Genomic DNA, 22,289 nt, shown 5'->3' with positions numbered 1-22,289 from the left:
GAGGACTTCCCGCCCGTGATCCCGCCGGCCGAGCAGGAGATTCTCGCCCGCCTCGGGTTCGGATCGGGGCACTAAGCGAAATGTCCCAAGTCAGGCCGGACGGGCCGGCGGCGTCCCTGTCGATGAACGTGACCGTCAGGCCGCGGTCACCCAGGGCTTCGGTCAGTGCGTCGCCCCGTTTGCGGGTGGGGACGAGCAGTCCGATTGTCTCCGGGGTCGCGTCGGTATCGAGCCACTGCTGGACGGTCTCGGCGACGATGTCGTACTCGTCGTCGGGTGACTTCGCCGGCTTCGGCAACGGCCTCGGGCCTCGCCGCGCGGACCGGTAGGCCTCGGTGCTCTCCGGCTCGTCGTCGAGGTCTGTGTACTCGGCGCCGGAGAGGATGCCCAGTGCGTAGCGGAGGTTCTGTTCGGTCGTGCGGTAGTTCAGTGTGAGTCGGCGGGCGCGTCCGACGATGCCGATGCCGTAGCGCCCCAACACGATCGGCTGACCGTAGATCCGCTGGTGCGAGTCCTCCGCTATGAACAGGTCGTTCTTCCCGGGAGCAGCGAGCGCGCGCAAAAGCTTGAACCGTGATGGGCTGAGGTCCTGTGCCTCGTCGACCAGCACATGATCGGCCAATCCCCCTACGACTTGGTCACACAGGACCTGCGCGGCGACGGCGGCCTTCTCCTCGAAGTCGAGGGCGCCGTCGGCTGCCGCTGCTGCGCGGTACGCCTCGACGACGTCCCACACCGCGTTGCGGCGGGCGCGGTTGAGGGAAACGCCGCGCCCGGTGCGGCGCACCTTCAAGAACTCCTCGCGAGTGGTCACGAGATGGGGGCAGGACCACGGTTGCGTACTCGGCCTCGAAGAACGACGGCGCTCGTAGCTCGGATCCGAGTTCGCCGCCGTGGCCGTCGACGGCATCTGTCCAGGCCGGTTTGTGGGTTCGCTTGTTCACCTGGACGGACCTGGAACCGAGAACCTGAGTGACGGGGCCTGGTCCACTGTCCGAATCACCCAGCAGGTCAGCGAAGGTACCGAGGACACGGGTCGCAATGGAGTCGATGCTGGCGATGTAGATGCCCGGCGCACCGAGGTCGCTGGCAACGACTACGCCGGGGTCGAGTACCGCCATCTGGGTCTTGAGCGCGTCGGCCAGGGTGCGGTTGTACGTGGTGAGGACGATCCGGGCGTCGGGGTTGCGGCGGTGCAACTCGCGCGCGCGGTGCAGCAGCACCACCGTCTTCCCGGTACCTGCACCGCCGGACAACCGGAAGGGGCCGTTGAAGTTGCGGGTCGTGTACTCCCGCTGTTCGGGGTGCAGGAAGATGCGCCAGGCCGCGAAGTCTGGGTTCTCGATGGCTGTGCGGAGTGCGTCGTCGTCCTCGATGAACGCGAACTCCATCTGCGCCGCGGGATGTTTGAGCGCGGCGAGGACGTCGTCGTCGTTGGTGGCGTCGGCGGCTTCCGGCTCGTCGAGTTGGTATGTCTTCCGGACCGTCGTCAGCGATTCGCCGGTGTAGATGTCGAGGAGTGCGCTGGCCTGCCAGGCTGCGGGAGCTTGCTCGGCGTAGTCGAGGACGGCGTCGCTGCCGCAGAGGTCGAGTGCACCTTCCGCGAAGGCGGCGTCGATACCGAGGACGGTGAAGTCGGCGATCGTGAACTCGCGGGCCCGCAGGCTGAGTTCGCTGTCCGGCTCGGCATCGGTGGAACTGGCGATGGGATGTGTTTGAGCCGAGGCCGCCGGAGCCGCGAAGGTGGGCTGGTCTTCCACGGGGATAAGTTCGGCGACACCGTTGCGCGGGTTGATGTTCACCCGCGACTTCTGCGCGATGGCGATGGCCTCGTCGTGCTGGAAGGTGCCGATGAAGACATACGACGCGGTCTGCTGACTGCCCTGCAGCTTGAACAGCACCGCCCGGTTGGAGATGTCGACGCGTCCGGTGCGGGCACGAGGGTCAACGGAGTTGTTGATCGGTTCGATGTGCAGACCGGGTGCAGTGTCGTCGTGGGCGAGTTTGTGCAGGAACCTGTAGGTGGCCTGGTGCAGGCTGCCGTCCATCCCGGTCAGCCCCGGGCCGAGAATGATCCGCGCCACTTACGCTCCCGCCTCGCTCAACGCAGCCTGGACGGCGGTGGGGTCCGCCGCGCACAGAATCCAACCGGCCTTCACCAGCTCTGCACGATCGGTGTCGTCGAGTCCGGTGTCGACGACGACCTTCTGACCGGGCCAGGAGATCTCGAGCGGAATGCCGCCGACCTCCTCACCGATCACGGGTACCGGTACTTCTGCCTCGGCCAGCATGGCGACGAGGTGCCGTTCAGCGGCGCTCACGTCGTCGTACACCTCGCGCCACGGACCGGTGAGTCCGGACTCGGCCACAGCCTCGGGTGTCGTGTCGGGCAGGGAGACCGATATCAGCTCACTCTGGGAAGGCGCGCTGGCAGCAGGCTGCGCTTCGGTGTTGAGATGCTTGTAGACGGTCGGCAGCAGCTCACCGAGCAGCTTCTGCGCGATGTCCGGGTTGTTGAGTATCTGCGCGGACAGGTCGGCCGAAGAGTCCATCGCACCGATGACGGCGCTGACGAACGCACCTTCGATGTCCGGGCTCGCGGAGAACTGCGCGAGACTGTTCGACTTCGCCTGCTGCTGCAGGTTCTCGTCCTCTTCGAGCCTGTCCTTGATGTGGGTGACGACGTTGCGGACGCTCGAGTCGGGGTGGTCGCCGGAGAACAGGTCGTTGATCTTCGCGATCACCTCCTCGAGGGCGACCATGTCGGGATCCTTGACGGTGCCGGTGCCGGCTTCCTTCGCCGGTTCCAGCTGCACACCGGCGGTGAGCTGTCCGTGCTGCTGCGCCTGCTCATGCTGGTTCAGGTAGTCGATCGTCACGGCGGACAGGTCGATCGGGGTCTGCTTCTCCCCACCGACCAGCTGCGGGGCCAGCAGTTTCAGGTAGATCGCGAGCTTCTCGAGCCACGGGTTCTCGTAGTCGAACAACTGGGACAGGAACTCGTACTGGCGGACGTAGGTGCCGACGTCCTTCCGGAACATCTCCAGTTCGTCGACCGCCGCGGTGTCCGAGTGGTCGACGGCGTCCTTCATGCGGACGGTGTACCGCTCCGCGGCGGGGGCGATCCACTTCTCGAGGGCGTTGTTGCCCTTGCGGGCGAGGTAGTCGGCGACGAGGCCGTCGATCTCGGACGCCTCATAGATGCCGGCGACGGCGAGTTTGCGTTCGGTGTCGTGGACGATGTTCGGATCGGTGACGTCGGCGAGGGTGGTGACCTGGTAGTACGGGGAGAACGCGTCGACGATGTCGGTGACCTCGTTGGCAAAGTCGATCACGAACGTCTGATCCTTGAGCGGGGCGAAGGTGCGGTTGAGTCGGGACAGGGTCTGCACGGCCTGCACACCGCCGAGCTTCTTGTCGACGTACATCGCGACCAGCTTCGGCTGATCGAACCCGGTCTGGAACTTGTTGGCCACCAACATCACCTGGAACTCGTCGGTGGCGAATGCATCCCGGAGGTCCCGCCCCTTCAGTCCGGGGTTCATGTTCGTCTCGGTGAACGGCTCGTCCGTTCCGGATTCGGGGTCCTTGACCTCACCGGAGAACGCGACCAGCGCGGCGACGTCGGTGTAGCCGTGGGAGCTGACGTACTTGTCGAACGCGAGCTTGTAGCGGACGGCGGCCTTGCGGGAGCTGGTGACGACCATCGCCTTGGCGTGCCCGTCGAGCCGCCAGGCGACGTTGTGGCGGAAGTGCTCGACGATGATCGCGACCTTCTGCCCGATGTTGGTTGGGTGCAGTTTCACCCAGTTCATCACCGACTTCACGGCCTCCGACCTGTCCACCAGGTCGGCATCGGAGCCTCCGCCGCCGACGGCGATGGTGCCCTCTTTGGTGTCGTCGGTGGTGAACGTTTTCCCGTTGTGGGACAGCCGGAATGCCGTCTTGTAGGGAGTGTAGTTGCGGAGGACGTCGAGGATGAAGCCTTCGTCGATGGCCTGCTGCATCGAGTACAGGTGGAATGGGCGCGGTGTGCCGTCCGGGCCGGGGCGGCCGAATAGTTGAAGGGTGGTTGCCTTCGGGGTGGCGGTGAATGCGAAGAAGGAGATGTTCTTCGCCTCGGCGCGTGCTTTCGTCTCTGCTGCCAGCACGTCCTCCGCCGACACCGGGCCGCCGTCCTCGACGTCGGCGAGTTCGGCGTGGGTGAGGATCTGCTTCAGCTTGTTCGATGCGCTGCCGGCCTGGGAGGAGTGGGCCTCGTCGGCGATGATCGCGAAGTTCCGCCCCTGCAGGGCCTTCTTGTTCGCGATCACGTCCAGCGCGTACGGGAACGTCTGGATGGTGACGATGATGATGTGCGTCCCCGACTCCAACTCGTCCGCAAGCTCGCGGGACTTCGAGCCGGAGAGTCCGTCGATGTGCGCGACGACGCCAGAGGTGCGGTTGATCTGGTGGATCGCCTCCTGCAACTGAGTGTCGAGGACGGTGCGGTCGGTGACCACGATGACCGACGAGAACACCTTCTCGTCGGCGTCGTTGTAGAGGCTGGCGAGGCGCTGCGCGAGCCAGGAGATGGAGTTCGTCTTACCCGACCCGGCGGAGTGCTGGATGAGGTACTTGTGCCCAGGGCCTTCGGTCCGCGCGGCATCGACGAGCTTCGTGACGGCTTCCCACTGGTGGTACCGCGGGAACAGCAGCGTTTCCTTGCGGGTCTTCTTGCCGGTGTCGGGGTCGCGGCGGTCGGTGACCTCGAGGTGCATGAACCGGTCGAGAATCTCCAACCACGTGTCGCGCTGCAGGATCGTCTCCCACAGGTACGACGCCGCCGACCCGTCGGGGTTGGTGGGGTTGCCGGCGTGGTGGTTGTTGCCGCGGTTGAACGGCAGGAACACGGTGGATTCCCCGGCGAGCCGGGTGGTCATGTGCACTTCCTTGTTCGACACCGCGAAATGCACCAGCGGCCCCGTCGCGAAGGTGAGCAGCGGTTCACCCTTCGGGGCGCGGTCCTTCTTATATTGCTCGACCGCGTGCGCCACCGACTGCGTGAAATCGGTCTTGAGTTCTGCTGTGGCAACGGGGATCCCGTTGACGAAGAACACCAGGTCGATAGCCCTATTGGCGTTCGACTTCGAGTAGTGCACCTGACGCATCACCCGCAGCCGGACAGCCAAGTATTTTGCCGCGGTGGTGGCGTTCAGACCGGAGTTCGGCTTGAACTGGCACATCGCGAAGCTCGCGTTGAAGTCACTGAACCCACGCCGCAGCACCGCAAGGGTGCCGCCGTCGGCCTTCAGATCCGCCGACAGCGCCTTCGCAAGGCGTTGCAGCAGACCCGCTTTCGCCTTCTCCTGCTCCGCGGCCGAGGCATCGGGCTTGACTCGCTTCTCCAACTCGGCCGGCTGGTTCTCGGCCAGCCACGCGAACACGTCCTCGGGGAACAGCGCCAGATCGCGGTCGTAGCCGGCATCGTTCGGCGAGTACAGCCAGCCGTGCGCGGCAAGGTGCTGACAGATCTCGTCCTCGAGCACCGACTCGTGATGCTGTGGCATCGTCTATGCCACCCCCCGAACATCGATCTTTCCCGTCACTGCGTCCGTGATCAGCGCCGAACGGTACTCGCGCAGGGTCTCGATCATCTCAGTCGACTTAGCGATCAGAGCATCGACCTTGGCGCATCGTTCCTCGAGACCGAGAACAATGCGGCGCTGCTCTTCACGCGGCGGAAACGGAACGTGGATGGAACCGATCGTGTCGGTGTTGAGGTTCAACTGGGTCCCCATCTTCCCCAACCCCTTGTAACACTCACCGGCCTCGAAGATTCTGTACAAGTACTCCGAATCAAGGTCGAGTGTTGGGAAGTAGACGAAACCGTCATGGATGCAGGCCGGCACCTCTGTAATACATGGCTTCCCGACTGTTCCGGCGATGCTGATGAAGAGGCTCCCTGGGTTCAGTTTCACGCTCAGCGAGCTTCCCAACACGGAAAGGCGCTGTGTCGTTTCACGCAGCCGACCACTCGATGAAGAAACATCAGCGATCCTGACCCATGACCACTCGCCTTCGTCATCGAAGTACTTCGGGTCGTCGATCGGCCGTGGCGAAGCGCCTCGTTTCACGGGGCTTCCCCATTTGATCTGCCGAATCTGCCAGTTCGCAGGTGACTGGCCGATCCATCCGACTCCCGAGTCCTTCATCTCGACGTTCGGGTCGAGGCCCTTCGTGACGGCCTGGGTGATCGTGGCGGCGCGGTCCTCACGCAGGGTGGCAATGAGCTGCTCCTGCTTGGCGATCAGAGCATCGATCTTGGCGGTCTCGCGGTCGAGGAACCGCACAACCTGCTCTTGCGTCATCTTGTCCGGAACAGGCCACCAAAACTTAAGAATGTCCGACGGAGCGACACGTTGGTGGCTGCGGGTGGCTGACTCGGTAAGCGACTCCAGACGCTGACGATAGGGGTCACTCAACGTCACGTACTGAACGAACTCAATATCGATCCCATGCGCAGCAATGGGTACGAACTCAGTCGAGCAGACCGTCAGTGACTTGCTGGGCGCCGCAAGGCAGATCGTTGCCTTCCTTGGATTCAGCTTCGACACCAACAACAGCTCACGGTCGACGACAAACTTGTTACTATCGATCGTTGACCCATCCTCCATCGCGCCCGTCCCTAGCACCTGCACGACCGGGATCGAGTAGTGAAATACGTCGCGATCAGCCATTACCTCGGGTGAGATCTGGCACTTGACGTACTCCAGGTACTTATCCATTCGCACCAAATGCCAGTCAGCAGGCACGTCGCAAAAGGCCGATGACTCCATCTGGTTGCTCACGCTCCTACCTCTGCGAGCATCGTCTGGATCTCGGTGACGAGGCCCCGCAGGTCCTTCTGGATCTCGTCGAGCTGCCGGGGTGGGGTGTAACGGTAGAAGTGCCGGGTGAAAGGGATCTCGTAGCCAGTCTTGGTCTTGTCGTGGTCGATCCACGAGTCAGGTACGTGCGGCACAACTTCGCGGGCGAAGTAGTCCTCGATGTCCTCGGACAGAGGCACATTTTCGGTGTCACGCAGGGAAGAGTCAGCCTCCGACTTCCCCCTGGTGGTGATGATGTCGGCGTCAGGGTCGTGCTGGCCGACGGTGGTCCAGATCGCCTTCACCACGGGTGCAGCGGGTTTCGGCATGCCAGCCTTCTTGAGCGCGCTCTTGAGTTCTGTGACGAATACGTCTCGGTTCGACCACGTCCACCCGACCATCGCCGCCACGGCGTCCCGAATCACCGTCTGCTCAGTGTCGGGGAGCCTGACGATGGCCCTGTTTCCGAGGACCTGATCGACGGTTTCCTCATGGACAGTGAAGCTCAACTGCAGGGGGCGTTCGACTGTGATCGTCTGATACCCGAAGTCCTCGTTGGCGAACACCTTCGACAGGACGGCCTCATCGGGGTTGTCGTCGTGCCGGAACTCGTCGTACAGCTGGCAGATCAGCTTGATGTCCTCATCGCGCAACTGCTTCCGCTTGGAGCCCAATGACTTTCGCATCTTCCCGAACATGTCGGTGGCGTTGATGAGCTGAACCTTGCCCTTGCGCTGCTCGGTCTTCTTGTTGTCGAGGATCCAGATGTAGGTGGAGATGCCGGTGTTGTAGAACATGTCGGTCGGCAGGGCGATGATCGCGTCGAGGAGGTCGTTCTCGATGATCCACTGCCGGATGTTCGACTCACCCGAGCCTGCGCCGCCGGTGAACAGGGGTGAGCCGTTGAGGACGATCGCGATACGTGAGCCCTTGTCGTCCGGGTTGCGGACCGGCCGCATCTTGCTGATCAGGTGCAGAAGAAACAGCAGGGAGCCATCGGAGACGCGGGGCAGGCCGGGCCCGAATCGGCCGGCATGTCCACGCTGCTCGTGCTCCGCCGTCACCGTCTTCTGCTGCGTCTTCCATTCGACACCGAAGGGCGGGTTGGAGAGCAGGAAGTCGAAGTGGTGGCCGGAGAAGCCGTCGTCGGCGAGGGTGTCGCCGAGGTAGATGTTGTCGACGCTCTGCCCCTTGATGACCATGTCGGACTTGCACATGGCGTAGGAGCGGGCGTTGATCTCCTGCCCGTACAGCACCGGCTTGGCGTCCGGGTTCATCTCCGTCAGATGGTCGAACGCGGTCGAGAGCATGCCGCCGGTGCCGGCGGCGGGGTCGTAGATGGTCCGCACGATGCCGGGCGCGGTGAGTTCAAGGTCCTTGTCCGCGTACAGCAGGTCGACCATCAGGGCGATGACCTCACGCGGGGTGAAGTGGTCACCGGCGGCGGCGTTGTTGGATTCGGCGAACTTCCGGATGAGCTCTTCGAAGATGTAGCCCATGTCGTGGCCGCTGACCCGATTCGGGTGCAGGTCGACGTTCGCGAATTCCTTGACGATCAGGAACAGCCTGTCCTTCTTGTCGAGGTCGCCGATCAACTCGGTGAGCTTGTAGCCGTCGAAGACGTCGCGAATGTTCGCGGAGAAGCCCTCGATGTAGTCGACAAGGTTGTCGGCGAGACCGGCTGGGTCGGCGGCGAGCTTTCCGAAGTCCCACACGGAGGTGTTGAAGAACGGCAGCTTGAACTTCGACTTCAGCACCACGAACGGGTCGACCTTCAGACCCTGGGCCTTCTTGTACTCGGCGAGGACCTCGTCCTTGTTGGGCGCGAGAATGGCATCGAGGCGACGCAGGATCGTGAACGGCAGGATGACGTCGCCGTACTGGTTCGGCTGGTAGGGCCCGCGAAGCAGGTTCGCGATGCTCCAGATGAGGCTGGCGTTGGTGGTGGCCATATGGCTGTAGCTCTTTCTCTCAAGCGTTGGCGATGACGGTACTGTGCTGGCCCGACAACAGGCGGTAAGTCTGCTCGGCGCCGCTGCGGGTGTGTGCGGACCTGGTCAGGGTTTGATGGTTACGGCGCCGGTTCCGACGGCGATCTCGACCAGTGCCGCGAGTTTCTGCAGTCGTTCTAGATGCTGCGCCGTTGCAGTCGTGGCGTCGGCGATCGAGCGGATCAACGCTGCGATACGGCGTTGGTCGGCGACAGGGATGACGGGGATCTCGACATGCGAAGGCATGATTCGCACCGAATCTTTGATCCGGGAGTGCTGGTGTGTTGACGCGTTGATGCAGGCCACCAGGTAGTCGGGATCAGGAGCGTCCGCGTTGTTCGGGTCGACCCGAACAAGATAGCTCTGCGCGGGAACCACCCAGCCTGGAAACTCGAACCGTGCGGCAGCTTGGCTGCCGACTCGAGTGACCCCGAGGATGACGATGTCTCCTGGCTGTGTGATGACCTCACTGCGCAGGTCGTCGGTGGCGACGTAGCGGTCGGGTTCTGCACCACCGGTCGCGAGGTACTCGTGGAGAATTCTTTCCGTGAGTACCGGTGCGCCGGACTTCTCGTTCGCGTCCACGTACTCGTGCGTCGGTCGGCTACGAACGACCCTCACCCCAGGTAGGGCCGTGAGGGGTTCTCGCCGAACCATCCCGGCCGGTGCGAGGCCGGAGATCGAGACATCGACCGACACAGCTGCAGCCTCCGCCTGAGCGGCGTGGGCGGCGATCATCTGCTCAATCATCTCCTGGGGACTGGGGGCATCCCGCCGCTGGATCCAGGCCTTCGGGACAAGCCCGGACCGGGGTTCGAGCAGATCTCGGACCGGAACGACGATCGAGTGCTCGGTGTCGTGTTCCCTACCGGCGGTCCGCCACTGCTGATACTCGGTCAGAGCGCTTCGGAACGTGTCCGGAGTGGCGGTGGCGCGGGGTCCATCCAGTGGGGGGACATCCACGAGGAGAACGCGATCGGGGTCGACCGTCTGCCCGGGCCGGGCGAGAATCCACAGCGCTGTCTCGATCATGGTGTACGGAGAGAACAGTCGGGCCGGCAACGCGATGACCGCCTCGATCGTGCCCTGGCGCAGCAACTCCTGACGCAACGCCTCAGGCGGGCCTGACCGATGCAGTTCGCCGACGGGTGTGACCACAAATGCGCGCCCACCATCCGAAAGATGGGAGATGGCCTGCTGGAGCCAGATCCCGTCTGACCGCGGAGACGGACGCCCGAACGCCCACCGCGGATCGAGAACATTGACCTCTGGACCGAAGTCACGCAATCCCCAGGGCGGGTTGGCGACAACGACATCGGCCATCACCTCGACCGCGGGATCGTCACCCAGAGAATTGCCGACACGGAGGTCGACCGCGCGGTTGACGAGGATCGCTCGTTGCAACGCGATCAATGAGGCGGACGCATCGAAGTCGACACCAATGAGATTGACCGATGCGTGGCGGCGACCAATCTCCAGCAACGTCCCACCAAGCCCTACAACGGGATCGAGGACCATTCCGGTCTCACCGAGACCGCAGACATCGATCAGGTCTGCGACGAAGGTCGACAATGGCTTCGGATCAATTAGACCGTCGTAACGCTCGTTCCTCACGAGGATGTCGAACACATCGAGGAACTGGTCGATCGCCAGAGGTGCCACTGAACCGGCCAGAGCCTCGAGAAGGCCTGCTGTATCTGCAGTGGGAGGGTCCAGCGGGGCCAACGCGGGAGCAATCTCGGGAGCGACCTCGACGAAATTCCGAACCCACCCTTCCGCCCGGTCCCTAGCGATGCCACGGAGTGTGCCCGGCGGCGGCATAAGCACCTGTTCCATCGCGAGCGCAAGCTCTTGCGCGGCCCCGACGAATACACGGCGTTCTGCGATACCGCGGAAGAGATATTCAGCGACCAGCACGGCACCGGCGAATGCCGTTTCGTTCGGCACGGCCGCTCCGCGGAGGTGACCGAGAATCGTTTTCGCGGCCGCCTCCGCAGTGACGTCGCCGGCCGCTGGAGTGCGAGCGGGAAGGCGACCTCGCCCGATCAGCCACTGTTCGACCTCGTTCCGGTCGAACAGTGGGCTATCGGACTCCGATTCTTCTACCGGAGATGGGAAGTCCTTGTGCCGCTTACGCCATTGCGTCACCGCGGCGCGACTGACATCGGCCATGGCGGCGATGTCGGAGGAGCGAACCAGGGGGGCGTTCATAAGTGGTGTCCTAAGCGTGGGTGGTCGGGAGCGTTATCACGTGGTGCGCGGCCATGCGCAGGCGACTTGAAAGCTGCCGCGGGCGCGCAACGACGTGTGTGGTGGATCCGGATTCGGCGAGGTAAGCGAGGTCATCGGCGAAGCCGCCGTCGCCGGAGCCGAGGAAGACGTCGGTGAACCGTTCGGGGATTCGTTCGGTGCGGATCGCATCGCGCAGAGCGAGATCGGCGCCGTCGGGGCCGGATCGAGGTGCCAGGAGTCGCGCTCCCGACCACGCATTCCATGCCGAGACGGCATTGTGATGCGAGGCGCCGATGATGACGTGGTCACCATGGGCGATGCCAACCGCTGCGTGATAGTCACGCATGAGTCGTCGCGCCTGATAGATCCGAACATTCGCTGTGCCACAGATGTTTTCGATATCGATGAAGTGCACAGCTCGCCCGAAGTCGCGAGAATCCGCGAGTCGCGGAGCCAGTGCAAACACTCGACCGGGCGCCTCGAGAGCGAGCCGATGGATCACTGCGGCAGAACTGACGGCCATGACTATCTCCCCACTCCCTACGACTTCCTGACGAGACTCACCGTAACCGACGAACAATGCAAAATCAAGGGTAACCGTGTTAACCCAATTAATCTCCAACTCCCATAAGGACGTCGCTGCGGGAATCATCGTCGGCTTTCAAGCGCCGTCTACCACATTTTCGCAGGTCAACTCGCCGCATTGGTACGAGTTTCCATCATCCGGCACCCCTAACATTCCCGAGGTGTTAACTAGTTCTGTTAACAGATCACCTTCCCTGGCATCCCGCCCCGGCCGCCGATCTCGATACGTGGATCCGTGACCACGCCGCGCCACATCACAGCCACACCCTTCCGTGGGGCTGGCGACACGAAGCCGACTCCAGTTCCTCAGTTAGCCTCTGAACTCTGCGGTGGAATCGCATAGCGTGTCCCAGCGAGAGAGCAAGCGCAGCGCACGCGTCATGCGGTGTTGATACGGGTAACTTGACGACTACGACCCCGTGGCTGGCGCGATGGGCGCAAGGCGCTCCAGAAACACTGGAAGAACCCCGAGCGTGAGGTAAACGACCCTCATGGCGCCCCGAACGTGGCCGACCGGGCGGTGTACTTACGGGCTTCGCAGGAGGCGTGGTTCACCGGATCGTAGGGCGACACCCCACCGCCAAAGCCCACCCGACGGCAGAACAAAAACGAGGCCACGACCTCTTTCGAGTTCGTGACCTCGTTCTGTGCAGTTCGTGGAACTGCTCCTGGTGGGCGAAGGGGGACTTGAACCCCCACGTCCCGAAGGACACTGGCACCTGAAGCCAGCGCGTCTGCCATTCCGCCACTCGCCCGAGCGACGCTGGAAACACTAGCACGCACCATACCGAAATCACGATTCGCCCGTCTGACCTGCGGCGATGCGCGCCGCCGATGACGTTGTCGCGCGTCACGGATACCATGCAGAAGCGGTCGCGGTTGACCGCGACACGCGGCGAGGTCGAGAGGAGGCGACGTGGGTATCGTCCAGCGCTTCGAACGGAAGCTTCAGGGCGCCGTCGGCGACGGTCTGGCCCGGGTCTTCGGCGGAGGAGTCGTTCCCCAGGAGGTCGAGTCCGCGCTGCAGCGCGAGGCGGTCGACGGGTTGCAGCGGCTCGACGGCGGGCACACGCTCGCCCCGAACTCCTACGTGATCACGATCAACGAGTCCGATCATGAGGAACTGTCCTCGGATCGGGAATTGACGGTGCGGGCGTTCTCCCGCCACCTTGAGGACTTCATCCGTGACCAGGGGTGGCAGACCTATGGGCCGGTTTCCGTTCGGTTCGAGGCATCACCCACACTGCACACGGGGCAGTTCCGGACCAGTGGTGCGGTGGATCCGGATGTGGGGACAACCCCTCCCCCTCGACCGAATCGGCAAGTAGCCTTACCGCCCGCGAACGCACGACCCTCCGCACCGAAGAATTCAGGAGCTGGCCAGATGACCCAGAACCCAGGTTTCGACCCCTCGCGTGAGCCCGCCGACGAGGGTCGCTACCCGCAGGACCGGCAGGTCAGCGCCCAGAATGGCAACGCCTACCCGAGCTACTCCGCGGCGGGCGGCGGCTACGACCAGCCCCGCAACGGCTACGCGCAGGGCGGCGCGCAGCAGCGCAACGGTGCCGAGTACCCGGCGAACCCGTACCCGCAGACGGACTACGCGAACCCGTACCCGCCGAACCCCGACTACGCGCAGGGCGGCAGCGACTACGCCTCGGCCGACTACGCGCAGCAGGACTACGCGAACCCGTACCCGCCGAACCCGGACTACCCCGCCTACGGCCAGCAGCAGCCCGACTACGCGCAGCAGGACTACGCGAACCCGTACCCGCCGAGCCCGGACTACCCGGCCTACGGTCAGCAGCAGCCCGACTACGCGCAGCAGGCCGACTACGGGCAGCAGGACTACGCGAACCCGTACCCGCCGAGCGCCGACTACCCGGCCTACGGCCAGCAGCAGGGCTACGGCCAGCAGCCGCCGCAGCAGCAGTACGGGCAGCCGTACGGCGGCGACTTCCAGGGCGGCTTCGAGCAGAACCGCGCCCTCACCGCGACCCTGCAGCTCGAGGACGGCAGCGGCCGCAACTTCCAGCTGCGGGAGGGTCGCAACGTGATCGGCCGCGGCCAGGAGGCCCAGTTCCGGCTCCCCGACACCGGTGTCTCCCGCCGCCACATCGAGGTCCGCTGGGACGGCCAGGTCGCGATGCTGTCGGACCTCGGTTCCACCAACGGCACCACCGTCAACGGCGCTCCCGTGCAGGACTGGCAGCTGGCCGACGGCGACGTGATCCGGGCCGGGCACTCCGAGATCCTGGTGCGTATCGTCTAGTTACCGGACAGTTACCCAGTCCGACGTGGCCAACCCGACAGCAGCGGAACTCCGCAGGAATTCCGTATTGTGGTTCGGGCGTCCCTGATGCGATCGACAACCGCCGCATCGCCATACGACGCTGTCGGCACGACGCCGCACGCACGAGGAGGAGGTGGACCGCTGTGCAGGGACTCATCCTGCAGTTGACCAGGGCCGGCTTCCTGCTGCTCCTGTGGTTGTTCGTGTGGGCGGTCCTGCGCACCCTGCGCAACGACGTCTACGCCGCGGCGGGCGTCCGGATCCCGCCCCGCGGCCGCAGCGCGTCGTCCGTGCTGCCGACGTTCGGGAAGCCGAAGGTCGCGAAGAACCTCGTCGTGACGCAGGGCTCCCTCGCGGGCACCCGGATCACGCTCGGCACCCAGCCGGTGCTCATCGGCCGCGCCGACGACTCGACGCTGGTGCTCACCGACGACTACGCCTCCACCCGGCACGCCCGCATCTCCCCCCGCGGAACCGACTGGTACGTGGAGGATCTCGGCTCCACCAACGGCACCTACCTCGACCGGGCCCGCGTCACCACCGCGGTCCGGGTGCCGCTCGGCACCCCGGTTCGGGTCGGCAAGACCGTGATCGAGCTCCGCCCGTGACCCTCGTCCTGCGCTACGCAGCGCGCAGCGACCGCGGCCTCGTGCGGTCCAACAACGAGGACTCCGTCTACGCCGGCGCCCGCCTGCTGGCCCTCGCCGACGGCATGGGCGGGCACGCCGCGGGCGAGGTCGCCTCGCAGCTGATGATCGCCGCGCTGGCGCACCTCGACGACGACGAACCCGGCGACGACCTGCTCGGCAAGCTGGAGGCCGCCACCCGGCACGGTAACGCCGCCATCGCCGAACAGGTCGAGGAGGAACCCGAACTCGACGGCATGGGCACCACCCTGACCGCGATCCTGTTCGCGGGCAGCAAGCTCGGCCTCGTGCACATCGGCGATTCCCGCGCCTACCTGCTCCGCGACGACGCGCTCACCCAGATCACCCGCGACGACACCTTCGTGCAGTCCCTCGTCGACGAGGGCCGCATCACCGCCGAGCAGGCACACACCCACCCGCAGCGGTCGCTGATCATGCGGGCGTTGACCGGCAACGAGATCGAGCCGACGCTGACCGTCCGCGAGGCCCGCGCCGGCGACCGGTACCTGCTGTGCTCCGACGGACTGTCCGACGTCGTCAGCGACGAGACCATCGCCGACGTCCTGCGCGGCGGAACCCCCGCCGACTCGGCGGACCGGCTGATCGAGTTGGCGTTGCGCAGCGGCGGACCCGACAACGTCACCGTCGTCGTCGCCGACGTCATCGACCTGGACTACGGTCCGAGCCGCCCGATCGTCGGGGGCGCCGCCTCCGACGAGGAGGAGGACACCCCGCCGCCGGACACCGCAGCGGGCCGCGCCGCCGCGATGCGTCCGCCGCGGGCCACCCCGCGCCGGGTGACCGTCACCGAACCGGAACCGAAGAAGAGTCACCGGATGCGGTGGACCCTGATCTCGCTCGGCCTGGTCGTTGCGCTCGCGGTCGGGCTGCTCATCGGGCGGGCCCTGATCCGCAACAACTACTACGTCGGCGCCGACGACGGTCGCGTCGCCGTGCTGCGCGGGGTGCCCGGCTCCGTCCTCGGGTACTCGCTGCAGGAGGTCGACCTCGTCGGCTGCGTCACCGAGGACGGCGACCTGACGCTGGTCGCCACCGATATCACCCCCACGTCCTGCACGGCGCTGATGGTCGATGACCTGCAGCCGTCCGCGCGGGAACAGGTCCGGGCCGGGTTGCCGTCCGGGTCGCTCGCCGATGCGAAGGACCAGATGCACCGGCTCACCGACGGGGACCTCCTCCCGGTGTGCACGCCGCTGACCACCAGCACGCAACCCACCCCGACCCCCGCGCCCGCCCCGGCCCCGGCACCGGCGCCCACCCCGGTCCCCGCGCCGGGAGCACCCCCCGCGCCCCCCGCGCCCCCGGCGCCGCCCGCCCCGGCACCCGCACCGACCACGGAAGCGGCCCCGCCGACGGAGACGACGCTGCCCCAGGTCCCGGGACAGAATTGCAGGACCGGTAGCTGATGTCCGTGTCCTCGGCACCCTCGGGTGCCTCCTTCCCGAGCCCACCCGGCGGTTTCGCCCCCGCACCCCCTCCGTCGAACCGCCGCGGTGTGGAACTGCTGCTGATCGGCGCCGCCATCGCGATCACCACCCTGTCGCTGGTGCTCGTCGAGATCAGCCAGGAACAGGCCCTCACCTGGGACCTCGCCAAGTACGCGATCGCGTACGCGGTCCTGTTCCTCGTCGCGCACGCCGCGGTCCGCCGGTTCGCGCCGCACGCCGACCCGCTGCTGCTGCCGATCGTCGCGCTGCTCAACGGCCTCGGCCTGGTCCTGATCCACCGGCTCGACCTCGCGGACGCGTCCAGCGCCGCCTACTTCGGCAGGGAGGCGCCGTCCCCGGACGCCACCCAGCAGGTGCTGTGGACGGCGCTCGCGATCGCCGGGTTCATCGCGGTGCTGGTGCTGCTGCGTGACTACCGGCTGCTCGCGCGGTACAGCTACACCCTCGGCCTCGCCGGGCTGGTGCTGCTCGCGATCCCCGCGATCCTGCCGTCGTCGATGTCCGAGGTGAACGGCGCCAAGATCTGGATCAAGCTGCCGTTCTTCAGCATTCAGCCGGGCGAGTTCGCGAAGATCCTGCTGATCATTTTCTTCGCGTCGGTCCTGGTGTCGAAACGCGAACTGTTCACCACCGCGGGCAAGCACGTCTTCGGCCTCGACCTGCCGCGCGCCCGCGACCTCGGCCCGATCCTCGTCGCCTGGGTGGTGTCGATCGGCGTGCTGGTGCTCGAGAAGGACCTCGGCACCTCGCTGCTGCTGTTCGGCACCGTGCTGGTGATGCTGTACGTCGCGACGGAACGGGCCGGCTGGCTGGTGATCGGCGGCGGCCTGCTCGCGCTCGGCTTCGTCCTCGCCTACCAGATGTTCGGGCACGTCCGGGTCCGCGTGCACACCTGGCTCGACCCGCTCGCCGACTACAACAACACCGGCTACCAGATTTCCCAGTCGCTGTTCGGGCTCGCCACCGGCGGCGTCGCCGGCACCGGGCTGGGCAGCGGCAGGCCGTCGCAGGTCCCGTTCGCGAAGACCGACTTCATCGTCGCCACGATCGGTGAGGAACTCGGCCTGATCGGGCTCGCCGCGGTGCTGATGCTGTTCCTGATCTTCGTCATCCGCGGCCTGCGCACCGCGCTCGCGGTCCGGGACAGCTTCGGCAAGCTGCTCGCCGCTGGCCTGTCGTTCACGATCGCGATCCAGCTGTTCGTCGTCGTCGGCGGCGTCACCAAGCTGATCCCGCTGACCGGTCTGACCACCCCGTTCATGTCGTACGGCGGCTCGTCGCTGCTGGCGAACTACCTGCTGCTGGCGCTGCTGATGAAGATCTCCGACGCCGCCCGCACCCCACCGGAACCGAAGCAGAAGGGACCCGCACCGATCGCGGACGCACCGACGGAAATGCTGAGGCGCACATGAACACCCCGCTGCGCCGGGTCGCGATGGCCGTGATGGTGATGGTCGTCGCGCTCCTCGCCAACGCCACCTACGTGCAGGTCATCAAGGCCGACGACCTGCGCACCGACCCGCGGAACTCGCGGGTGCTGCTCGACGAGTACTCCCGCCAGCGCGGGCAGATCTCGGCGGGCGGGCAGGTGCTGGCCGCGTCCGTCCCCACCGACGACCGGTACAAGTACCTGCGCACCTACCCGCCGAACCCGTCGTCGCCGTCCAGCCCGTTCGCGAACGCCCCCGTCACCGGCTTCTACTCGATGCTCTACGGCAACACCGGCCTCGAACGCGCCGAGGACGCGATCCTCAACGGCTCCGACAACCGGCTGTTCGGGCGCCGCTTCTTCGACCTGGTCTCCGGCCGCGACCCGCGCGGCGGCAACGTCGTCACCACCATCGACCCGGTGGTCCAGCAGGTCGCCTACGACCAGCTCACCGCGAAGGGCTACACCGGGTCCGTCGTCGCGATCGAACCGAGCACCGGGCAGGTCCTCGCGATGGCCAGCACCCCCAGCTACGACCCGAACCTGCTCGCCAGCCACGACGGCAAGGTCAGCACGCAGGCGTGGGAGGACCTCAACGCCGACCCGGACAAGCCGTTGCTCAACCGGGCCGTGTCGCAGACCTACCCGCCGGGGTCGACGTTCAAGGTGGTCGTCACCGCCGCCGCGCTGGCGAACGGAACGACCCCCGACGAGCAGCTGACCGCGGCGCCGAACATCACCCTGCCCGGCACCACGACCACCCTGGAGAACTACGACGGCACCACCTGCGGCGGCGGCCCAACCGCGTCGCTGCGGGAGGCGTTCGCGCGGTCCTGCAACACCGCGTTCGTCGAGCTCGGCATCCGCACCGGCGCCGACGCGTTGAAGGATCAGGCGTCGGCGTTCGGGATCACCGCGGACTCGCCGGGCATCCCGATCCCGGTCGCGGACGGCACCGTCGGATCGATCCCCGACGACGCCGCGCTCGGCCAGTCCAGCATCGGGCAGCGGGACGTGGCGCTCACCCCGCTCGAGAACGCGGTGATCGCGGCGACCGTCGCCAACGGCGGCGTCCGGATGCAGCCGCACCTCGTCGCGCAGCTGCAGAGCCCGGACCTGTCCGACCTGGCCACCACCGCGCCCGAATCGAAGGGACAGGCGGTGTCCCCGCAGGTCGCGGCCACCCTGACCGACCTGATGATCGGGTCGGAGAACAACACCGGCGGCGGGAACAAGATCCCGGGCGTGCAGATCGCGTCCAAGACCGGCACCGCCGAGCACGGCAACGACCCGCGGAACACGCCGCCGCACGCCTGGTACATCGGGTTCGCGCCCGCCGCGAACCCGACGGTCGCGATCGCGGTCATCGTCGAGGACGGCGGCGACCGCGGCGCCGCGGCCACCGGCGGCTCGGTGGCCGCACCGATCGGCCGGGCCGTGATCGCCGCTGCCCTGCAGCGGGAGGGGGAACGATGAGTCTGCAGAACGGCGCGGTCATCGCGAACCGGTACCGGCTGCTCCGCCTGATCGCCACCGGCGGCATGGGCCAGGTGTGGGAGGCGACAGACAACCGGCTGCACCGCCGCGTCGCCGTCAAGGTCCTCAAGTCGGAGTTCTCCTCCGACCCCGAGTTCCTGGAGCGGTTTCGCATCGAGGCCCGCACCACCGCCCAGCTGAACCATCCGGGGATCGCGGGCATCTACGACTACGGCGAGACCCGCGACGCGGCGGGCGCGGCCACCGCCTACCTGGTGATGGAGCTGGTCAACGGGGAGCCGCTCAACGCGGTCCTCGCGCGGGTCGGACGGCTGTCGCTGCCGCACGCGCTGGACATGCTCGAGCAGACCGGTCGCGCGCTGGAGGCGGCGCACGCGGGCGGCGTCGTGCACCGCGACGTCAAACCCGGCAACATCCTGATCACCCCGACCGGGCAGGTGAAGATCACCGACTTCGGGATCGCGAAGGCGGTCGAGGCGTCCCCGGTCACCCGCACCGGCATGGTGATGGGCACCGCGCAGTACATCGCCCCGGAGCAGGCCCTCGGGCAGGACGCCACCCCGGCCAGCGACGTGTACGCGCTCGGCGTCGTCGGCTACGAGGCGCTGTCCGGGCACCGCCCGTTCAGCGGGGACGGCGCGCTGACCGTCGCGATGAAGCACGTGCAGGAGGTGCCAGCGCCGCTGCCCGCGGACCTGCCACCGAACGTGCGGGAACTGATCGAGATCACGATGGCGAAGGACCCCGCCGCCCGCTACCACAGCGGCGGCGAGTTCGGGGACGCCGTCGCCGCCGTCCGGGCCGGTGCCCGGCCGCCGATGCCGGGCTCCGGCGCACCGACCGTCGCGGTCGCACCACCCACCGCGGCCACCCAGGTGCTGACCTCGTCGACCGATGCCTATGCTGGGCCCGATCCGGTGGCGGACCCGCCACCATCCGGGCTGACCCCCGGTCAGCGGGCCCTGGCCTGGGGCGGCGGCGCCCTGGTGCTGCTGGCACTGCTGCTGGGCGGCTGGGTGCTGCTGACCGGGGGTGACGGGCAACCGCCGAGCCCGGGCGCACCGACGACCACCCGGACGCCGGTGACCACCACCCACGCACCGACGACCACCCGGCCGACGACCACCGAACGAACAACGGAGTGGACCACGGAGCAGACGACGGAACCGACGACCCTGTGGACGACGGAACCGACGACGACCACCGAGCCGCCGACCACCACGCTGGAACGGACCACGACGACGACCACCGAGCCGCCGACCACCACGACCGAGACCACCACCGAGACCACGACCGAGACGACGACCTCGGCTTCCCAAGGACAGCCATGACCACACCGCGCAAACTCTCCTCCCGCTACGAGCTGGGCGAGATTCTCGGCTTCGGTGGCATGTCCGAGGTGCACCTGGCCCGCGACCTGCGGCTCAGCCGCGACGTCGCGATCAAGGTGCTGCGCGCCGACCTGGCCCGCGACCCCACGTTCTACCTGCGGTTCCGCCGCGAGGCACAGAACGCGGCCGCGTTGAACCATCCGGCGATCGTCGCCGTCTACGACACCGGCGAGGCCGAGACCGACGGCGGTCCGCTGCCGTACATCGTGATGGAGTACGTCGACGGCGTCACCCTGCGTGACATCGTCCGCGGCGAGGGCCCGATGGCGCCGCGCCGCGCGATGGAGGTCATCGCCGACGTGTGCGCGGCGCTCGACTTCAGCCACCGCAACGGCATCGTGCACCGCGACATCAAGCCCGCGAACATCATGATCAACCGTTCCGGTGCGGTGAAGGTGATGGACTTCGGCATCGCCCGCGCGATCTCGGACAGCTCCAGCCCGATGACGCAGACCGCCGCGGTGATCGGCACCGCGCAGTACCTCTCGCCCGAGCAGGCCCGCGGCGAGCAGGTCGACGCCCGCTCCGACGTGTACTCGCTCGGCTGCGTGCTGTTCGAGGTCCTCACCGGGGAACCGCCGTTCAAGGGCGACTCCCCGGTCGCGGTCGCCTACCAGCACGTCAAGGAGGATCCGGCGCTGCCGTCGTCGGTGAACCCCGACATTCCGCGCGAGCTGGACTCGGTGATCCTCAAGGCGATGAGCAAGAACCCCGCCAACCGGTACCAGAGCGCCGCCGAGATGCGCAGCGACCTGGTGCGGGTGCTCGGCGGGCAGCGCCCCTCCGCGCCGATGGTGATGAACGACGAGGACCGCACCACCATCCTCGGTGCCGTCGACACCAACTCCGGCCGGTACGCGGCGACCCCGCCTGCCGCAGCGACCCCCACCGCCGCTGCTGCCGCGGTGCCGCCGCAGCAGCAGGACGGCTCCCGCAAGGCGCTGAAGATGACGCTGCTCGCGGTCGCCGCGCTCGCGGTGATCGGCATCGTCGGTGCATTCCTGTGGTCGCTCGGCCCCGGGTCGAAGGCCGCGCAGGTCACCATCCCCGACGTCACCAACCAGGCGTCGCAGGCCGCGCAGACCGAACTGCAGAACCTCGGCTTCCGGGTGCAGACGCAGCAGAAGCCCAGTGATGTCGTCGCGACCGGCAACGTCGTCGCCACCATCCCGGTCGCAGGCTCCCGCGCCGACGAGGGCACGGTCGTCACCCTCGACGTGTCGTCGGGACCGCAGCAGGTGGAGGTGCCGAAGCTGACCGGGATGACCCAGTCGCAGGCCGCGCAGGCGCTGAACGCGGCCGGGTTGGCGCTCGACCCGAGCGTGGAGCGGGCGCCGTCGTCCGCCGACGAACTCGACAAGGTCACCGCCCAGCAGCCCGCGTCGGGTGCCACCGTCGACCTCAACGGCACCGTGCAGGTGACCCTCGGCAGCGGCCCCGAACAGGTCCGCGTCCCGAACGTCGTCGGGCAGACCCTCGAGGTCGCGCAGCCCAACGTCGAGGGCGCCGGGTTCAAGGTCGAGGTGGAGAACGTCGACTCCGGCAGGCCGAAGGGGCAGGTGGTGTCCACCGACCCGACCGGCGGCGGGACCGCGGCCCGCGGCAGCACCGTCAAGCTGAAGGTGTCCAACGGCAACATGATCCAGATGCCGGACCTGTCGAACCAGACCGTGTCGAAGGCGCTCGACTCGCTGCGCCGAGCAGGGTGGACCGGCTCGACCAGCCAGCTGGTGCAACATCCGGAGGCGACCCTCGAAACCGATCAGGTCGGGAAGGTGGTCACGCAGACGCAGCCGCCGGGGTCCGAGGTGTCGAAGACCGCGTCCATCACGGTCGGCATCGGCCAGCTCGGCATCCCGAGCGGCAACCGCTAGCCCAACCCCGCCCGGCCGACCCAACCAACCCCG

Annotated in this window: 14 protein-coding genes and 1 tRNA gene; 7 read left to right on the top strand and 8 right to left on the bottom strand. The window is 66.8% G+C overall.

The features are described 5' to 3' along the window. The 8 genes from ACFWQG_RS16580 to ACFWQG_RS16545 form a co-directional block, all read right to left on the bottom strand. Window positions 1–736 (bottom strand): UvrD-helicase domain-containing protein (locus tag ACFWQG_RS16580; protein ID WP_378508728.1); only part of this gene is annotated, 736 nt, incomplete at its 3' end. Further along, complete coding sequence (locus tag ACFWQG_RS16575) at window positions 639–2,048, bottom strand: UvrD-helicase domain-containing protein (RefSeq protein ID WP_378508719.1); 1,410 nt, start codon at window positions 2,046–2,048, stop codon at window positions 639–641. The genes ACFWQG_RS16575 and ACFWQG_RS16580, both read right to left, overlap by 98 nt. Before the next feature lie 36 nt (window positions 2,049–2,084). Next, entirely contained in the window at window positions 2,085–5,549 is a 3,465-nt protein-coding gene (locus ACFWQG_RS16570) for a type I restriction endonuclease subunit R (RefSeq protein ID WP_378508718.1), read from the bottom strand. Between the two features lie 3 nt (window positions 5,550–5,552). Further along, window positions 5,553–6,830 carry a restriction endonuclease subunit S gene (locus ACFWQG_RS16565; RefSeq protein ID WP_378508717.1) on the bottom strand — a complete coding sequence of 426 codons (1,278 nt, stop codon included), beginning with the start codon at window positions 6,828–6,830 and terminating at the stop codon, window positions 5,553–5,555. Beyond that, on the bottom strand, window positions 6,827–8,800 hold the full coding sequence (locus tag ACFWQG_RS16560; protein ID WP_378508716.1) for an N-6 DNA methylase: 1,974 nt from the start codon (window positions 8,798–8,800) through the stop codon (window positions 6,827–6,829). Before ACFWQG_RS16560 ends, ACFWQG_RS16565 begins: the two co-directional genes overlap by 4 nt. Before the next feature lie 105 nt (window positions 8,801–8,905). Next, window positions 8,906–11,050, bottom strand: a complete 2,145-nt coding sequence (locus ACFWQG_RS16555; protein WP_378508715.1) for an N-6 DNA methylase — start codon at window positions 11,048–11,050, stop codon at window positions 8,906–8,908. A 10-nt stretch (window positions 11,051–11,060) separates the two neighbouring features. Then, the gene (locus ACFWQG_RS16550; RefSeq protein WP_378508714.1) at window positions 11,061–11,594 is read right to left on the bottom strand and encodes an NYN domain-containing protein; all 534 of its coding nucleotides are present in this window, start codon (window positions 11,592–11,594) and stop codon (window positions 11,061–11,063) included. 731 nt (window positions 11,595–12,325) lie between these two features. Then, a tRNA-Leu gene (locus ACFWQG_RS16545) sits at window positions 12,326–12,411 on the bottom strand. 161 nt (window positions 12,412–12,572) lie between these two features. Here ACFWQG_RS16545 and ACFWQG_RS16540 point away from each other — a divergent pair. The 7 genes from ACFWQG_RS16540 to pknB all read left to right on the top strand — a co-directional run bounded on the left by ACFWQG_RS16540 (window position 12,573) and on the right by pknB (window position 22,256). Next, the gene (locus ACFWQG_RS16540; RefSeq protein ID WP_378508713.1) at window positions 12,573–13,928 is read left to right on the top strand and encodes an FhaA domain-containing protein; all 1,356 of its coding nucleotides are present in this window, start codon (window positions 12,573–12,575) and stop codon (window positions 13,926–13,928) included. 164 nt (window positions 13,929–14,092) lie between these two features. After that, the gene (locus tag ACFWQG_RS16535) at window positions 14,093–14,557 is read left to right on the top strand and encodes an FHA domain-containing protein (protein ID WP_378508712.1); all 465 of its coding nucleotides are present in this window, start codon (window positions 14,093–14,095) and stop codon (window positions 14,555–14,557) included. Continuing rightward, window positions 14,554–16,023 (top strand): PP2C family protein-serine/threonine phosphatase, encoded by a 1,470-nt coding sequence (locus tag ACFWQG_RS16530; protein WP_378508711.1) that lies wholly within the window; start codon window positions 14,554–14,556, stop codon window positions 16,021–16,023. Before ACFWQG_RS16535 ends, ACFWQG_RS16530 begins: the two co-directional genes overlap by 4 nt. Then, complete coding sequence (locus ACFWQG_RS16525) at window positions 16,023–17,477, top strand: FtsW/RodA/SpoVE family cell cycle protein (protein ID WP_378508710.1); 1,455 nt, start codon at window positions 16,023–16,025, stop codon at window positions 17,475–17,477. Before ACFWQG_RS16530 ends, ACFWQG_RS16525 begins: the two co-directional genes overlap by 1 nt. Continuing rightward, the gene (locus ACFWQG_RS16520; protein WP_378508709.1) at window positions 17,474–18,970 is read left to right on the top strand and encodes a peptidoglycan D,D-transpeptidase FtsI family protein; all 1,497 of its coding nucleotides are present in this window, start codon (window positions 17,474–17,476) and stop codon (window positions 18,968–18,970) included. Before ACFWQG_RS16525 ends, ACFWQG_RS16520 begins: the two co-directional genes overlap by 4 nt. Further along, window positions 18,967–20,322 (top strand): serine/threonine-protein kinase, encoded by a 1,356-nt coding sequence (locus ACFWQG_RS16515; RefSeq protein WP_378508708.1) that lies wholly within the window; start codon window positions 18,967–18,969, stop codon window positions 20,320–20,322. Before ACFWQG_RS16520 ends, ACFWQG_RS16515 begins: the two co-directional genes overlap by 4 nt. Continuing rightward, window positions 20,319–22,256, top strand: a complete 1,938-nt coding sequence (gene pknB / locus ACFWQG_RS16510) for a Stk1 family PASTA domain-containing Ser/Thr kinase (RefSeq protein WP_378508707.1) — start codon at window positions 20,319–20,321, stop codon at window positions 22,254–22,256. Before ACFWQG_RS16515 ends, pknB begins: the two co-directional genes overlap by 4 nt. Window positions 22,257–22,289 lie beyond the last annotated feature (33 nt).

Origin of the sequence: Rhodococcus sp. NPDC058532 (assembly GCF_042719255.1) — a bacterium.
Classification (GTDB): domain Bacteria; phylum Actinomycetota; class Actinomycetes; order Mycobacteriales; family Mycobacteriaceae; genus Rhodococcus_G.
The sequence above is the reverse complement of the archived record's forward strand: the minus strand, read 5'-3'. Positions and strand labels throughout refer to the sequence as shown.

Excerpts from the sequence above, each read along its gene's own strand:
- ACFWQG_RS16575 (WP_378508719.1), bottom strand. The coding sequence starts at position 2,048 with ATGGACGGCAGCCTGCACCAGGCCACCTACAGGTTCCTGCACAAACTC.
- ACFWQG_RS16570 (WP_378508718.1), bottom strand. The coding sequence starts at position 5,549 with ATGCCACAGCATCACGAGTCGGTGCTCGAGGACGAGATCTGTCAGCAC.
- ACFWQG_RS16560 (WP_378508716.1), bottom strand. The coding sequence starts at position 8,800 with ATGGCCACCACCAACGCCAGCCTCATCTGGAGCATCGCGAACCTGCTT.
- ACFWQG_RS16555 (WP_378508715.1), bottom strand. The coding sequence starts at position 11,050 with ATGAACGCCCCCCTGGTTCGCTCCTCCGACATCGCCGCCATGGCCGAT.
- ACFWQG_RS16550 (WP_378508714.1), bottom strand. The coding sequence starts at position 11,594 with ATGGCCGTCAGTTCTGCCGCAGTGATCCATCGGCTCGCTCTCGAGGCG.
- ACFWQG_RS16525 (WP_378508710.1), top strand. The coding sequence starts at position 16,023 with ATGTCCGTGTCCTCGGCACCCTCGGGTGCCTCCTTCCCGAGCCCACCC.
- ACFWQG_RS16520 (WP_378508709.1), top strand. The coding sequence starts at position 17,474 with ATGAACACCCCGCTGCGCCGGGTCGCGATGGCCGTGATGGTGATGGTC.
- ACFWQG_RS16515 (WP_378508708.1), top strand. The coding sequence starts at position 18,967 with ATGAGTCTGCAGAACGGCGCGGTCATCGCGAACCGGTACCGGCTGCTC.
- pknB (WP_378508707.1), top strand. The coding sequence starts at position 20,319 with ATGACCACACCGCGCAAACTCTCCTCCCGCTACGAGCTGGGCGAGATT.